The sequence below is a fragment of the Streptomyces sp. NPDC051567 genome, from assembly GCF_044454165.1.
Classification (GTDB): domain Bacteria; phylum Actinomycetota; class Actinomycetes; order Streptomycetales; family Streptomycetaceae; genus Streptomyces.
On record NZ_JBITDK010000004.1, the window covers coordinates 259133 to 274417 of the forward strand.

Below are 15285 nucleotides of genomic sequence, written 5' to 3' on the forward strand. Positions count from 1 at the left end.
TGATGAGGGCCCGGGAGGCATGCGGTGTGCCTTGTCGGGTGCTTGCGGACGAACGACAAGCGCGTGGCCAGCGGACCGACATGGTTTCGGCAGGGTCCTCGGCACAAGCTTCTGCGGCGACACACCGACTGCGGCGACCGAGGGGACGAAACGGCATGACACAAGGTCGACTCGCGCATCCGACAGCGGACCTCAGGGAAGTCCTCGACAGGGAAGCACCCCCCGAGGAACCTCCCGAACGGCCTCCCCTCGTCCAGCTTCGCAGCGAGATCACGGTGGAGCTGGTGGACCACTCGGCGGACGACGCGGCCGTGGTCCGGGCCGCCCGGGTCTCCACCGCCGGGGAGGCCGCACAGCACGAGGGGCGCAGCACGGCCGATCAGCGCGGGCTCATCCGCTACTTGGTGCGTTCCCGGCACGGCAGCCCCTTCGAGCACAACTCCATGACGTTCCTGGTGCACGCCCCCCTCTTCACCGTGCGGCACCTCATGCGGCACCGGACCTGGTCGTTCAACGAGGAGAGCGCGCGCTACCGCGATGTCGCCCCCGTCTTCTACGTACCGGACGAGACCCGGTTCCTGCGGCAGGTGGGCAAGCCCGGCCACTACCGCTACGTACCGGGCTCGGAGGCCGACCGGAGGCAGTTGCTGAGTTCGGCGAGGCGCTCGTACGAGACCGCGTTCGAGGAGTACACCCGCCTGCTGGACACCGGGATCTCCCGCGAGCTGGCCCGGATGGTGCTGCCCGTGTCCACCTTCTCCGCGGTGTACGCCACCTGCAACGCCCGCTCCCTGATGCACTTCCTCGGCCTGCGCACCCACCAGGCGGACGCCACGTACGTCTCCCACCCCCAGCGGGAGATCGAGATCGTCGCCGAACGGATGGAGGAGGAGTGGAGCCGGCTGATGCCGCTGACCCACGAGGCTTTCGCGACGGCCGGCCGAGTGTGCCCCTGAACCGGTGCTCCGCACCTCAGACACCGTGACGTACCCGAAGGGATCTCCGGCGCCATGGCACCGTCATCGTCCTCCGCGCTCTTCCTCGTCCTGAACACCAAGAGCATCCTCGACCGCCTGCCGGAGTGGTTCCCGGACGCCGGACAGGAGCTGATCGTGGTCACCACGCGGTCGGCCCTGGGGGACGCGCACCTGCCCTCCCTGGCACGGAAGTTCCGGCACCTGCACCTCGTGGAGGACTTCGACGGGCCCGGTACGGAGGACGAACTCACCGCACTGGGAAGACGGTTCGCCATCCGGCGGGTCCTGTCCACCGGTGAGCGGGACGTGCTGCGCGCGGCGCGGCTCCGACAGCGGCTCGGGCTCGAAGGCCAGAGCCTGGAGCAGGCCGTCCCGTTCCGCGACAAGTACGTGATGAAGTCGCGACTCGCGCGGGCCGGGATGCCGGTCGCCCCGATGCGCCGCCTGACCGACGCCCGCGACCTGCGCGCCTTCGCCTGCGACCACGGCTTTCCGCTGGTCGTCAAGCAGGTGGACAGCGGCGGCTCGAACGGGACCCGGGTGCTCGTCGACGAGAAGGCGCTCGCGGAGTTCCTGACGACGTGGCAGCCGCACGCACCGGGCTCGCAACACCTCGTCGAGGGCTGGGTGGAAGGGGACTTCTACCAGGTCAACGGGTTGATGGAGGCGGGCCGGATCGTCCTGGGGCAGCCTTCGCTGCATCCGTACTCCGACTGGTTCTCGGTCGCGTTCGACGCTCCCGGCATGAGCGCCATGATGCCCGAGGAGCATCCGCTCTCCGGACGGCTGCGGCGCACGGCGGCCGATGTGCTGGCGGCGCTCCCCGCGGTGCCCGGGATCTGCGCGTTCCAGGTCGAGTTCTTCCATACGCCCGACGACCGTCTCGTGATCTGCGAGGCCGCCTGCCGGGCGGGCGGCTCCCACATGGTCGACACCCACGAGGCCGTGCTGGGCGTCAACCTGCACGGCGCGAGCCTGCTCGGACAGGCCGGACGCGGCGAAGAGGTACGCATCGGTCCCACCGGGCTCCCCCGCCGGGGCTACGCGCGTTTCCCGCCCGCCGACGGCACGCTGCGGTACCTGCCGCGCCACTGCCCGCTGCCGGGAACGCTGAGCTACCGCGCCTCCGGCGAGGTCGGCCGTACGTACGAGGGGGCCCGGCACCTCGGCCCGAGCGTCGCCGACGTGGTCTTCACCCTGTCCGCGCCCGACCCGCGCGAGGAACTGCGGCGCGTCGAGGACTGGTGGGAGCGGAACGTGGTGTGGGAAGGCCGCACCACGGCGCTGCCCAAGGCGTACCGGGACCACCCGCTCCGTGCGCTCCCGCGCACCTGTGGGACCGCCTGAACTCCGCACGCCCCTCCCACCCTCTGTGAGGTACGACCGCATGCACCCCTCACCCCCGCGCCCCGACCCCGTTCTCGACGTGCTCGGCGGCAAGCGCCTGTCCGGGACCGTGGCCACCTCCGGATTCAAACACTCGCTGGTCACCCTCGCGGGAGCCGCGGCGGTGGCCGACGCCCCGGTCCGCATCGACAACTGCCCGGACATCGTGGAGACCGACGTCCTCAGCGGGCTGTTCCGGTCCCTCGGCGGCCGGGCGACGCGGACGGGTGACAGCCTCACCCTCGACGCGTCGGGTTTCGGCGGCGGCCGGGCCGCCGACGTGCCCGCCGACCTGGCCACCCGCATCCACGGCTCCTCGTACCTGCTCACCGGGTTGCTGGCCCGGCACGGCGCCGCCCGGATGCCCGCCAGTGGGGGCTGCCGCATCGGCGAGGGCCCGCAGGGCCGTCCGGTGGAGCATTTCCTGAGCATCCTGGAACGGTTCGGGGCCCGAGGGCGCATCGCCGACGACGGCGCGCTGGAAGTGCGGGCCGAGCGGCTGCTCCCCTGCACCGTGGACCTGCTCGACTACACGCGCAACCGGGCCCTGATGTCGGGGCCGCAGTACGGCGGCGCCACCAAGACCGCGCTGCTGGCCGCCGTCATGGCCGAGGGCACCTCGACACTGCGCCACCTGTACCCCAAGCCGGACGTCACCGACCTGGTAGAGGTGTTGCGGGCCCTCGGCGCGGACATCGAGGACGACGGACCGGAGACGCTCGTCGTACGGGGCCGCGGACCCGGTTCGCTGCGCCGTGCGGCGGCGCACACCCTGATGCCCGATCTCATCGAGATCATCACCTGGGTGTGCGTCGCGGTCACCCTGGCGGACGGGCCGCTGCGGGCGACCGGGCCCGGGATGGCGCGGGCGGTGCGGGCACTGCGCCCCGAGTTCGACCTCTTCGACCGCATGGGCGTCGAACTCTCCGTCGGAGACGGAGAGTTGCTGGTCCATCCGGCGGAGAGGCCGCTGCGTCCGGTGGAGTTCACCGCCGCCTCCCGGAGCGTCTTCAGCGACAGCCAGCCGTTCTTCGCCCTGCTGGGAGCCCTGGCCGAAGGGCCCACCACGATCACCGAGGCGGTGTGGGAGAACCGGTACGGATACGTACCCGGGCTCATCGCCCTGGGCATGCGGGCCACCCAGGACGGCCGGGTCCTGCGCGTCGACGGCCCCTGCCCGCCCCGGCTCCCGGGCCGGACCCTCACCGGCACCGACCTGCGCGCCTCGGCGGCGCTGCTGCTTGCCGCGCTCGCGGTCCCCGGCCGCACCCTGCTGCACGGCGGCCACCACCTGGACCGCGGCTACCGCGACCTCCCCGGGGACCTGCGGTCGCTGGGCGCCGACATCGCCGCCGTCGCCGGCCCCGCCGACGCCCCGCCGTCCGCCGGCTGAGCCGGGGCGGCCCGGCACCGTCCGCCACCGCACAGGAGAGACCACCGCACAGGAGAGAGCAATGACGCACACACGGAGCACGCCCCGGAGCATCCTCGTCATCTGGCCTCCCCAGGTGCTCAGTTACTTCAACGCGGGCCACCACCTGGCACTGCACCAGGTGGCGGGCCATCTGCGGACGGCTCTGCGGGGAAGCGTCGTGGACGCGGTGGACGCCAGCGTGGAGCGGCTCACCTGGAAGGACATCGGCAACGCGCTCTTCCAGAAGCAGTACGACGTGATCGCCGTCATGAACGACTTCGACGGCGTCGACGGGCTGGCCCGCTTCCTCTCGTACGTCGCCGAGCTGAGCCCGCGGTCCAAGGCCGTGGCCTTCGGGCGCCTCAGCGGCGTCAACCCGGAGTACTTCCAGAAGTTCGCCCTGGACGCGATCGTCCACAACGGGGACTTCGAGGCGGGTGTCCACGCGGCGATCGAGGTGTTCGACGGACACGCGGAGCGCGCGCCCGGTGTCTACGTCAAGGGCCCCGACGGCTGGCGGGCGCCGGACGCCCCCGGCACACTGCTGCCGCCCTCCGCCTGGTACCTGCCCACGCCCGACGAGCTGCCCTACGCGCGCTACGACGAGCTGTACAGCAACGACGCCAACAAGTTCTGCGGCATCCCCCGCCGCCGCGAGCTGGTGGTGCCCGCCGCCCGCGGCTGCCCCATCGGCTGCTCGTACTGCGAGGTGCACACCATCTTCGGCAAGCGCGAACGCCGGCTGACGGTCGATCAGGTCATGGAGTACGTCGAGGAGTCGTTCGCCGCCGCGCCCTTCGAGTACGTGGCCTTCTACGCGCCGACCTTCACCCTGGACCGCACCTGGGTGCGCGCGATGTGCGACCGGTTCGAGGCGGCGGGCTCCCGCTATCCGTGGAAGTGCGCCACCACCCTGCACCATCTCGACGAGGACACGGTGACGCGGATGGGCCGCTCCGGCTGTGTGCGGATCAGCGTCGGCCTGGAGACCCTGGACGAGGAGGGGCACGACGCGCTGCCCCGCTCCAAGCAGAAGTCCGAGGGGGACCTGGACCGGCTCGCGCGGTGGTGCGCGGCGGCGGGCGTCGAGCTCAACTGCTTCGTCATGGTGGGCCTGCCCGGCACCACCGTCGAGGGCACCCGGCGCACCGTCGCCAAGGTGCACGAGCTGGGCGGCCGGGCCCGCCCCACCGTCTACTGCCCCTGGGACGAGACCCGGGCCGACATGACGGACCGGGAGATGTCGGCGTTCAACCGGCAGCTCTTCGCGCCGGGCACCCACAGCATGCCCCCGGAGGATCTCGCGGCGGCCTACCACGTGGTCTTCGGCCCGCAGCCCGACCAGACCGAGGTCTTCCAGCACATCCCCGAGCGCTCCCGGCCGGTGGCCGATACGCCGGCGCCCGGCCCGCGGGGGGTGCGATGAGCAGCGACGGGGCACCGCCCAGGCCGGGTGGGAACGCGCCCTTCGCCCGCCCGGCGGCGGGCGGCCTGTACCGCAACACGCGCAGCCACCGGCCCGGCGAGGTCAACCTGAAGAGCTGCGGGCTGCTGCATCCCCGGGCCGCCGCCCTGCACCACGAGACGCTCTCCCTCCTCGATCCGCTCGACGTCCTGACGTACCCGGCGCTGAAGTCGACGTACGCCATGGTCGCCGAACGGTTCGGGCTGGCGCCGGGTGCGCTGGTGCTGACCGCCGGCAGCGATCCCGGCCTGCAGCTCCTCGTACGCGCCTTCCCCGGTGCCCGGCGCATCGTCCTCCACACCCCCAGCTACGACAATTGGGGAAAGTTCGCCAGGATCGGCGGCTGCGCGCTCGACCTCGTGCCGCCCGACCCGGTGAACGGCCTCTTCTCGCTCGGCGACCTGGCGGCGCGGTTGCGCGAGGGGCCGCCCGCCTTCGTGGTCGTCACCCAGCCGCACAGTTTCACCGGCCAGGCCCACACCGCCGCCGAGCTCCACGAGCTGGCCGGGCAGGTCGCGGCGCACGGCAGTCTGCTGGTGCTGGACACCGCCTATCTGGCGTTCTCCGAGGGCGGGGAGGACACGGTGCGCGCCCTGACCGGGCTGCGCCACGTCGTGCGCGTCAACAGCTTCTCCAAGAGCTACGGGCTCTCGGGGGCCCGTATCGGTGTGGTGATGACCCACCCGGACACCGCGGAGCACCTCCTCGACATCGACGCCGAGGCCTCCGTGTCCGGCCCCGCGCTGGCCCTGCTGCGTGCCGCTCTGGGCCGGCCCGCCCTCTTCGAGGAGATCTGGGCGGAGGTGCGCGGCCTGCGCACCCTCCTGGCCCGGCTGGTGGAGACGGCCGCACCGGGCTGGCGGGCCCGTCCGGGCGAGGGCAACTTCGTCTGCTGGGACGTGCCGTCACCCGCCGAGGCCGCCGCCGCGACCGCCTGGCTGTACGAACACGGCTTCGTGATCCGCGACCTGTCCGGGTTCCCGGGGCTGCCCGCCGCCGTACGCGTGTCCGTGGGGGAGCGGCACGACGTCGATCGGGTCGGCGAGTTGTTGGCGCACCGGCACCGGCACGGCCTGATACCGCGCGCACAGACCACACAGGACGCGCACACCGCATGACCAGCACCACCCGCACCACCCGCACCACCCGCACAAGGAGAGCCACGATGAGCCGCACCACCCGCATACTGCCCGGGGCCGGGCTGCCGAACGTCCGCGACACCGGTGGACTGCGTACGTCGGACAACGCCCTGATGCGGCGCGGCGTGCTGCTGCGCGGCCCCGCACCGGTCGGGGACAGCGTCGGCCTGCTGACCGACCTGGGCATCCGTACCGTCGTCGACCTGCGCAGCAAGGCCGAGACGGACGTCGCGGACGTGCCCCGCGACCGGGGGGCACGGGTGCTGCACCGGCCGGTGTGGGGCGACATGACGCGCATCCGCGGGGTCCGGCTCCCGGGCCCCGGCGCGTATCTGGTCAACTACCGCAGCATGCTGTCGGTGGCGGCGCCCGTGGCCGTGGAGATCGTCCAGGCCCTGGCCGCGCCGGACACCTGCCCGCTGTACGTGTGCTGTTCCGTCGGCAAGGACCGGACCGGGGTGATGACCGCCCTGGTCCTGCGCGCGCTGGGCGTACGGCTGGACGACATCGTGAAGGACTACGCGCTCACCGGGCGGGCCTACCGCAAGCTGCGTCCCGACGACCCGAGACCGCCCTGGGTCGATGAGTACTCGGCGCGGGAACTCGCCGCGAGGACCGCGTCACCCGCGTGGACGATGCGTTCCCTGCTGGAGGGCATCGAGAAGGAACACGGCCATGTGCGGGCCTACTTGACCGGGTTCGGGCTGACCGGACCGGACTGGCGGCGGGCCCGGCGACAGGCCCTGGAGCCCGCCCGGGCCGCGGCGGGGGGAGCCTGATGTCCCTCATCGACCTCACCGCCCTGGCGGGCGCCGAACTGGTCCGCACCCCCTACGACTTCGCGGTGATCACGGACACCTTCGCCGACGGGGCGACCGCCCGCGCGCTGGGGTCCGGTTTCGCCGCGGACGCCTTCGTGCGGAGCGAGCGCGGGGCGGGGGCCGGCGGCAAGCAGTACGTCATGTTCAGCCGGACCGTGGTGCGCGACGGGGTACCGGACGGGGTGGACGACCTCTCCCCCGCCTGGCGCGGCGTCGTCGACGACCTGCTGTCCGACGGGTACCGGGACGCGCTGGCCGCACTGACCGGGGTCGCGCTCGACGGGTGCGCGGTCGAGGCCCGGCTGACCCGTTACGCGGCGGGCTGCTGGATCGAGCCGCACACCGACCGGCCCGACAAGGCGCTCACCCATCTCTTCTACTTCAACGAGGGCTGGCGCGCCGAGTGGGACGGTGACTTCCGTGTCCTGAGCGGACCTCGCATGCGGGACTGCGTACGCCGTGTCCCGCCCCGCCTCGGCACGTCCGTCGTGATGGTGCCCTCGCCCCGGTCCTGGCACGGCGTTCCGCCCGTGACCGAGGACTGCCCGCAGGAGCGGCTCGCCCTGCTCGTGCACTTCGTCCGCCCGCCCGGGGACGGCCCGACGGCCGCTTCCCCCGACCCCCTCGCCCGCAGCGGCTCGTGAGGAGCGCCATGCACGTCCTGCCGGACCACACCCTCTCCACCGAAGTGGACGTCACCGACGACATCGTCCGCCGGGGGTTCTCCCTGGTCGACGGCCCGCAACTGCACGTCCCGGACCAACTCGTGGATTCACTGGGTGAGTTCGTCGCCTCCTACGAGGACCTGCCCGCCGACCCCTTCCTGCCGGACGGCGGCCGGTACCGCTACCGGCGTCACTCGCGCTACCTCTTCGACGCGGCGACCCGGCACCTGGAGGTCATCGAGAACCCGGGCTACTTCCAGACGGCGGAGAACAACCCGTTCGCGGGCGGGGTGATGCGCACCTACGAGGAGCTGGCCGGCCACATCGTCCGCAGCCCGTTCCTCGCCGCCCTGATCGCCTTCAACTGCGACCGGCTCCCCCCGCAGGAGACGACGACCCGGTGGGAGGTGCAGGCGCACTGCGTGCGCATCGTCGCCCGGCAGAACGCGCTGGGCAGGCCGACCCCCGAGGGGGTGCACCGGGACGGCTATCCCTTCATCAGCCTGCACATGATCAACCGGTACAACATCGGACGGACCGGGACCAGCGTCTACGACGCGGACGAGAACTTCCTCACCCGGAAGGTGTTCTCCGCGCGCCTCGACTCGCTGTACGGCGAGGACCACCGCATCCGGCACGGTGTGGAGGACGTCGAGCAGGCCGACCCCCGGCTCGGTGACGGCACCCGGGACATGCTGCTCATGAGCTACGACCCGAGGTGATCGCCTGTGCGTGCTGTTGTCGTCTCGGGTGCGTCGTCGGGCATCGGCCTCGCCACCGCACGGACCCTGGCCCGCGAGGGGTACGCGGTGGTGGCGCTGGCCCGCCGCGCCGAGCGGCTCGACGCCCTGGTGGCGGACCTGCCGGGGGCGGAGATCCGGGCCGTGCCCGTCGACGTCCGCGACCGGGACGCGCTGGCCCGCACCCTGGACGGCCTCCCCGAGAAGTTCCAGGACATCACGGCGGTGGTGAACAACGCGGGCCTGTCCCGGGGGTTCGGGCCGCTCCAGGAGGGCAGCCCCGAGCACTGGCGGGACATGCTGGAGACCAACATCGGGGGGCACCTCAACCTGACGTCGGTCCTGCTGCCCCGGCTCGTCGAGCGGGGTCCTGCCGCGCACATCGTCAACATCGGCTCCATAGCCGCGCGTTATCCCTACAGCGGCGGGAACGTCTACGCCGCGACCAAGGCCTTCGTGCATCAGCTCAGCCTGAGCCTGCGCACGGACCTCCAGGGCACCGGGGTGCGGGTGACCTGCATCGCCCCCGGGATGACGAGGACCGAGTTCGCCCTGGTCCGCTACGACGGGGACGCGCGGAGGGCGGACCGGCTCTACGAGGGGGTCGAGCCGCTGGACGCGCAGGACGTGGCGGACACGGTCTCCTGGTGTCTGGCCAGGCCGCCGCACGTGAACGTGAACATGATCGAGATCATGCCGACGGACCAGCCGTTCGGCCTCGGTTTCACCGCCCCCGGCAGCGGGCCCGCACCCACCGGGCCACGGCCGTGCCCGCCCGAGTCAAGGAGTTGAGCAAGTGATCGTCTGCGGACTCAAGGTGACCCACGACGGAGCCGTCGCCCTCGTGGACGGCGACCGGCTGGTCTTCAGCGTGGAGATGGAGAAGATCGCCAACGGCGCCCGCTACAGCCCGGTCGCCGACCTCGACGTGATTCCCGGCCTGCTCGGCGACTTCGGGTACAAGCCCGCCGACGTCGACGAGTGGGTGATCGACGGCTGGGACGGCGACGTGTCCGGCATCGCGGAGACCACCGGTCGCGGTCGCCCGCTGGCCCTGCCGGTCGGCCCCTACCGCGAGTCCGACGCCTGCCCCGACCTGCTCCGGCCGGCCATGTCCGGGGTGTTCCCGCTGGGCGGGAAGACCTTTCCCTACACGAGTCACAGCCACGCCGCGGGCCATGTCGCGAGCGCCTACTGTTCGAGCCCGTTCGCCGCGCGGGGCGAGGCCGCGGCCGTACTGATCTGGGACGGCGGGCTCTTCCCCCGGCTGTACTGGTGCGACCCCGGGCGGGGGGAAGTACGCAACGGCGGCGCCCTGTTCCCCCTGATCGGCCACGCCTACGCCACGGCGGGACACCATTTCGGCCCCTTCCGGCGCACCCGCCAGTCCCCCACCGTCCAGGACCTCTCGGTCGCGGGCAAACTGATGGCGTACATCGCGCTCGGGCAGGTACGGGCCCCCGTGGTGGCGGTGCTGCGCGAGGCATTCCACGAGATCTTCGAGGGGGACGACCCGCGGGCCCGGGAGTACCGCGCCTCGGTGGGCGGTTTCGGCAGCCTCTTCGAACCGTCGATCCCGCCCGTGCACGCCTTCTTCGCGACCGTGCGCGAACGCCTGACGGGCCAGGACGTCCCGGACGAGGACGTCCTGGCGAGCGTGCACGCGTTCCTGGAGGAGCTGCTGGTCACCCGGCTGACGGAGCGGCTGGGCGACTGGCGGGGGCCCGGCCCCTGGAACGTGTGCTTCGCGGGCGGCTGCGCCCTGAACATCAAGTGGAACAGCGCCCTGCGGGCCGTCCCCCAGGTCCGGGAGGTGTGGGTGCCGCCGTTCCCCAACGACGCCGGATCGGCCATCGGCGCCGCCGCGCTCGGCGCGATCCGGCACGGCGGCCTGCGTCCCCTGCGCTGGCACGCCCGCTCGGGGCCCGAGCTGGGCCCGGTCGGTGACGTCCCCGACGGCTGGAGCGCCCGCCCGTGCGACGCGCGCGCTCTGGCGCGGGTCCTGCACGGCGGCGGGGAGCCCGTCGTCGTCCTGAACGGCCGTGCCGAGCTCGGGCCGCGCGCCCTCGGCGGGCGCAGCATCCTCGCGGCCCCGACCGATCCGGCCATGAAGGACCTGCTCAACTCCGTGAAGAAGCGCGAGCCGTACCGTCCGGTGGCCCCGGTCTGCCTGGTCGGGGAAGCCCCGAAGATCTTCGCTCCGGGGACGCCCGACCCGTACATGCTCTTCGACCACGAGGTACGGCCCGAGTGGCGGGACCGCATCCCGGCGGTCGTCCACCTCGACGGCACGGCGCGGCTCCAGACGGTGTCGGCCGAGGACGACGTCTTCCTCGCCGCCGTCCTGACGGAGTACCACGCGCTCAGTGGTGTCCCCGTGCTCTGCAACACCAGTGCCAACCTCAACGGCTGCGGCTTCTTCCCCGACGTGGCGTCCGCGATGGGCTGGGGACGGATCGGCAGGATCTGGAGCGACGGCGTCCTGTACGAGCACGCCGGTGAGTGAACCGGGGCACGGGAGGGGCGGGCGCGGGCCCCTCGCCGTGGTCAAACTGGGTGGCAGCGTGATGGGCGAACCGGCGACCCTGCGCGCCTTCGCCGAGGACGTCTGGCGCTTGCGGAGGTCGGGGCGGCGGGTCCTCGTCGTGCACGGCGGCGGCCCCCAGATCAGCACGCATCTGCGCGCCAGGGGGGTGGAACCGGCCTTCGTCGACGGCCTGCGCGTGACCACCCCGCAGATGCTGGACGAGGTACGGATGGTGATGGCCGGGAAGCTCCAGCGCGAGCTGGTCGGTCTGATCAACGCGTACGGGCCCCTGGCCGTGGGCCTGACCGGCGAGGACGCCCACACGCTCGCGGCCGCACCCCGGCGGCACACCACCGCGGACGGCCGGGAGGTGGAGCTGGGACGGGTGGGCGACATCGTCCGGGTGGAGACGGGGCTGCTGCGGACGCTGCTGGCCGCCGGACGCGTCCCCGTCGTGTCCGGCATCGCCCGCAGCACCGACGGCGGCGTCCTCAACGTCAACGCGGACACCGTGGCAGCCGCCCTCGCGGTGTCCCTCAAGGCGCGGACCCTCGTGCTGCTCACCGATGTGGAGGGCCTGTACGCGGGTCCCGAGGCGCGGGTGGTGCGAAGGCTGTCCGCGGGAGAGCTCGCGGAGCTGCTGCCGGAGATCGGGGGCGGCATGGCTCCCAAGGCCGCCGCGTGCCTGCGGGCGGTGGACGCCGGCGTGCGGGAGGTGCGTATGCTGCCGGGCCTGGCACCGCACGTACTGGCCAGGAGCGTGCTCGACGGCGAGGAGCTCGGTACCACCGTGGTGTCCGACCCCGCGCGCCAGGAAGTCCCGGCAGGCAATCCCGTGCTCCCAGGAGGCAGCCCCGTGCAGAGGATCATCGTCGCCGGAATCTCCGGAGCGGGTAAGACCACGCTGGCGCGCGGTCTGTCGCGCCGGCTGTCGATCCCGCACACCGAGATGGACGGGCTCTTCTACGGGCCCGGCTGGACCCCGCGCGCCGAGTTCGAGCACGACGTGCGGGAGATGGCCGCCGGTGCGCGGTGGATCTGCGACGGCCAGTACCACTGGGTCATCGGGGACCTGGTGTGGCAGCGCGCGGACTGCGTGATCTGGCTGGACCTGCCGCGCAGGACCGTGCTGGCCCGCCTGGTCCGCCGGTCGCTGTGGCGGGTCGCCGGCCGTCGGCGGCTCTACGGCGGCAACGTCGAGACCTGGCGTTCGCTGCTCTTCAACCCGGACCATCCCGTCCGCCGGGTGCTGGACCTGTACGCGCAGCGCCGCCGGGAGACCCAGGAGCAGCTGGCCCGTCATCCCGGTGTCCGGGTGGTGCGGCTGACGTCCGGGCGGCAGGCGAGGCGGTGGCTGCGGGCGGTGGCGGACGGCGCGCCGCCGGGATGATCCGGGAGAGCGGGGCGCCCCTTGCGCGGGACCGGTCCGGCCGCTCGCGCAAGGGGCGCTCCGCTGTGATCAGTTGCCGGCGCTCTGCTCCGGGAGGGCCGGTACGAGGCTCCGTGCGAAGGTCTCCAGCGCGCGCGACCAGTTCTGCGCGTACTCCCGTACCAGCGCGAGGAACAGCTCCGCGTCGGCGGGGTCGGCCACCAGGCCGGTCATCCCGCTCTCGTCGTCGCTGACCTGCGCCGCGTGCCCGGTCTCGGCCTTGATGTGGGAGTCGATCCAGGCCAGGTCGCCCGGGCCGGTGAAGAGCGCGCCGTGCCCGGCGGGCACGGCGGTCCTGGGGAACATCCGCCGGAAGGCGACGGCGATGTCCAGGGCGATGGTCTCGACGACGCGGAGCTGCACCCCGGGACCCAGCGGCTCGTCGGCGAGGCGTTCCATGTTCGCCAGGAGGGCGGTGACCGGGGCGGGCAGTTCGGCGGCCGACCGCTGCCGCGCCGTGTCCAGCAGGGCGGCGACGGGGGCGACCACGGTGTCGTCCCACCACAGGTAGTGGATGCCGTCGGGGCCCGCCGGGGCGACCTCCCGGAACGCGGCGGCGACGTTGTCCAGGTCGTCGCCGATCACCCGGTAGGCCGTCTGGAAGGCTCCCAGGAGGTCGCGTCCCGGTTCGTCGCCACGGGAGTTCAGTGTGCGGGCGAGCACCCCCAGGCCGGACAGTGTGGTGAGCATGAAGCTCTTGGTCATCGCCCGCCAGCGGCAGGCCACTTCGAGGGCCGCGTGCGCGTCGACGGACTCGACGCCGCGGGCGACCTTGAAGAAGGGGTGGTCCGCGCGCCGGAGCCCCGCCTTGTCGATTTCCGCCTCCACCCGCTGATCGAGCTCGTTGTGCCCGGCGCGGGAAGGTCGTACAGCAGTCACGCTCGCTCCAGTGGGGTTCTGCGGGTCGCGGGCGTCGTCAGACGCCCAGTCGGCTCTTGACGTCCGCGAAGAAGGGGATGTGCCGGTAGTCGCGGATCTCGGGGTCGTAGTCCGTGTATTCGTCGGTGAAGGCCCGCAGCCTCTTCTTCACGGCGTCGACCGGTTCCTGGTGAATCCTGTGCTCGATCGCCTGGATCTCGGCGAGGAAGTCGGCCAGCGCGGTGGGGAGTCCGCCGCCGAGCCGGATGATGCCGCCCTCCAGCACGATCGCCCCGCGGCGGGCGAGGTAGTGGAACAGGAGCTGCGAGGCGACGGCGTCGTAGTTCGGCCGCGGGATGCCCTCCACCGCGTACCGCAGGAGCCGTTCGGCGAGGATGAACTCGTACGCGCGCCGCGCCTGTGCCGTCGGCAGCCGTGTGTCGTGCAGGCAGGCGAGCATGCCGCAGACGTCGACCCGCAGCTCCTCCAGTCCGGCCAGCGGCTTGGACTTCTTCGCGGAGAGGAACTCCGGGATGGGCATGGGGCCCTGCCGGTGGTGGTACTCGTGCAGCCGCACCCACCAGGAGGAGGCCTGGCGCACCTCGGCCTCGGACGCGTCGCTCAGCGTCGGGAAGCTGCCGTCGGCCATCACGTGGCGGATCATCGTGCGGGTGATCGCGAAGTGGCGCTCCACGAACTTGTCGATGAAGTAGAAGATGAGGTCGTCCGGCTGCTGGGAGCCGTCGATCTGGTTCTCCGGGAACAGGGCGACCACGGCGCGGGCGTCGAAGCCGCGCGAGCGCCGGGTGACCAGCACCGGCATGGTGTTGCTCGCGTACCGGTCGGCCAGGTGCGGGTCGGTCGGCAGCGTCTCGTAGGTCAGGTAGTCCAGGCTCAGGGACGGGAAGTACGAGGCGTCGAAGAGCGAGAAGAGGTGGTTGTCCCGCCGCTCGTTGATGTGGTTCTTGGTCGCGGTGAGCCTGGCGCCCCCGGTGAATTGCCTGATGTCCTCCAGGAAGGCCCGGACGATCGGCCTGCGCCGTAGCGCGTGCGTCCTCTCCACCCGCGCACCGAGGCGTTTGAGGAAGTCCGGGTCACGGAACGCCGACCGGTCCCCGCACAGTTCCTCGCGGATCGCGTTCACCTCGTCGAAGGTGTCGGCCATATCGTCGTTCGTGTACGTCAACTGACTCCACCTCACATGCCGCTGTAGCGATCCTCGTGCGCGAACCAGTACTCCAGCTGCACGGTCAGCCGGGGCCGGCCGCCGTCCGTCCGCACGGTGGACACGGAGTGCCACGAGGAGTCCGTGGGGGGGAAGGCGAGCAGCCGGCCGGGGCGCGGCGGGAGGCTGAGCGCGGGCGGCTCGCCCGCGTCCGCGGACATCCTGACCTCGAACTCCCCGCCGCCGTCGGAGGGCCAGCTGTCGTTGAGGTACAGGATGGCGGTGATGGCCTTCTCCGGTTTGTCCTTGTGGACGGAGATGTAGTCCCCGTCGACATGGGTGTAGATGCCCATGTCCCGTGACAGGCCGCCCAGTTCGATTCCGGTGCCCGCCGAGAGCCACCGTGTGAACCGGTCGCTCACGAGATCGTCGAACAGGGTCCGCCAGGGGGCCGGGAGCATGTGTGCGGTCCGGGCCTCCTTGCCGTTCACCATCAGGTAGGTGAGGTTCATCCGGTACTGCTTCTCGCTCGTGGGGTCGGTGCGCGAGATGGTGGTGATCCGGTCGATCGGCGCGGTCGTGAAGAGGTCCGTCGCCTCGTCCTTCGTGAGCGTGTTCTGCGCCACGTGCAGCGTGTACGGCGAGTCCATGTGCACGAACGTGGCGTTGAGGTTCAGCATGCGTCGTCCTTGTCGCTCG

14 protein-coding genes are annotated in these 15285 nt (G+C 72.1%); 11 read left to right on the forward strand and 3 right to left on the reverse strand.

All coding sequences use genetic code 11. The features are described 5' to 3' along the window. The first annotated feature begins 155 nt into the window (after positions 1-155). The 11 genes from thyX to argB all read left to right on the forward strand — a co-directional run bounded on the left by thyX (position 156) and on the right by argB (position 12524). On the forward strand, positions 156-956 hold the full coding sequence (gene thyX, locus ACIA5F_RS07080) for an FAD-dependent thymidylate synthase (RefSeq protein WP_399350011.1): 801 nt from the start codon (positions 156-158) through the stop codon (positions 954-956). A gap of 54 nt (positions 957-1010) precedes the next feature. Then, a complete protein-coding gene (locus ACIA5F_RS07085; protein ID WP_399350013.1) occupies positions 1011-2324 on the forward strand; it encodes an acetyl-CoA carboxylase biotin carboxylase subunit family protein in 1314 nt (437 codons plus the stop codon). A gap of 40 nt (positions 2325-2364) precedes the next feature. Continuing rightward, entirely contained in the window at positions 2365-3756 is a 1392-nt protein-coding gene (locus ACIA5F_RS07090; protein WP_399350015.1) for a hypothetical protein, read from the forward strand. Between the two features lie 61 nt (positions 3757-3817). Continuing rightward, a complete protein-coding gene (locus ACIA5F_RS07095; protein ID WP_399350017.1) occupies positions 3818-5203 on the forward strand; it encodes a B12-binding domain-containing radical SAM protein in 1386 nt (461 codons plus the stop codon). Continuing rightward, complete coding sequence (locus ACIA5F_RS07100) at positions 5200-6360, forward strand: aminotransferase class I/II-fold pyridoxal phosphate-dependent enzyme (RefSeq protein WP_399350019.1); 1161 nt, start codon at positions 5200-5202, stop codon at positions 6358-6360. The genes ACIA5F_RS07095 and ACIA5F_RS07100 overlap by 4 nt, the downstream gene beginning before the upstream one ends. Next, on the forward strand, positions 6357-7160 hold the full coding sequence (locus ACIA5F_RS07105; RefSeq protein ID WP_399350021.1) for a tyrosine-protein phosphatase: 804 nt from the start codon (positions 6357-6359) through the stop codon (positions 7158-7160). Before ACIA5F_RS07100 ends, ACIA5F_RS07105 begins: the two co-directional genes overlap by 4 nt. Then, on the forward strand, positions 7160-7846 hold the full coding sequence (locus ACIA5F_RS07110; protein ID WP_399350023.1) for a 2OG-Fe(II) oxygenase: 687 nt from the start codon (positions 7160-7162) through the stop codon (positions 7844-7846). The genes ACIA5F_RS07105 and ACIA5F_RS07110 overlap by 1 nt, the downstream gene beginning before the upstream one ends. An 8-nt stretch (positions 7847-7854) precedes the next feature. Then, on the forward strand, positions 7855-8589 hold the full coding sequence (locus ACIA5F_RS07115) for a 2OG-Fe dioxygenase family protein (RefSeq protein ID WP_399350025.1): 735 nt from the start codon (positions 7855-7857) through the stop codon (positions 8587-8589). 6 nt (positions 8590-8595) lie between these two features. Next, a complete protein-coding gene (locus ACIA5F_RS07120; protein WP_399350027.1) occupies positions 8596-9399 on the forward strand; it encodes an SDR family NAD(P)-dependent oxidoreductase in 804 nt (267 codons plus the stop codon). A 4-nt stretch (positions 9400-9403) separates the two neighbouring features. Continuing rightward, positions 9404-11113 carry a carbamoyltransferase N-terminal domain-containing protein gene (locus tag ACIA5F_RS07125; RefSeq protein ID WP_399350029.1) on the forward strand — a complete coding sequence of 570 codons (1710 nt, stop codon included), beginning with the start codon at positions 9404-9406 and terminating at the stop codon, positions 11111-11113. Next, positions 11106-12524 (forward strand): acetylglutamate kinase, encoded by a 1419-nt coding sequence (gene argB / locus ACIA5F_RS07130; RefSeq protein ID WP_399350031.1) that lies wholly within the window; start codon positions 11106-11108, stop codon positions 12522-12524. Before ACIA5F_RS07125 ends, argB begins: the two co-directional genes overlap by 8 nt. A gap of 69 nt (positions 12525-12593) precedes the next feature. Here the strand turns inward: argB and ACIA5F_RS07135 are convergent, their stop codons facing one another. Genes ACIA5F_RS07135 through ACIA5F_RS07145 form a run of 3 tightly spaced genes read right to left on the reverse strand, consistent with a single transcriptional unit; the run spans position 12594 to position 15266 of the window. Further along, positions 12594-13442, reverse strand: coding sequence for a DUF6202 family protein (locus ACIA5F_RS07135; RefSeq protein WP_399350033.1), 849 nt, complete (start codon positions 13440-13442; stop codon positions 12594-12596). Between the two features lie 37 nt (positions 13443-13479). Beyond that, positions 13480-14607 (reverse strand): DUF6421 family protein, encoded by a 1128-nt coding sequence (locus ACIA5F_RS07140; protein WP_399350035.1) that lies wholly within the window; start codon positions 14605-14607, stop codon positions 13480-13482. An 11-nt stretch (positions 14608-14618) separates the two neighbouring features. Next, positions 14619-15266 (reverse strand): 2OG-Fe(II) oxygenase, encoded by a 648-nt coding sequence (locus ACIA5F_RS07145; RefSeq protein ID WP_399350037.1) that lies wholly within the window; start codon positions 15264-15266, stop codon positions 14619-14621. Between the last annotated feature and the right edge of the window lie 19 nt (positions 15267-15285).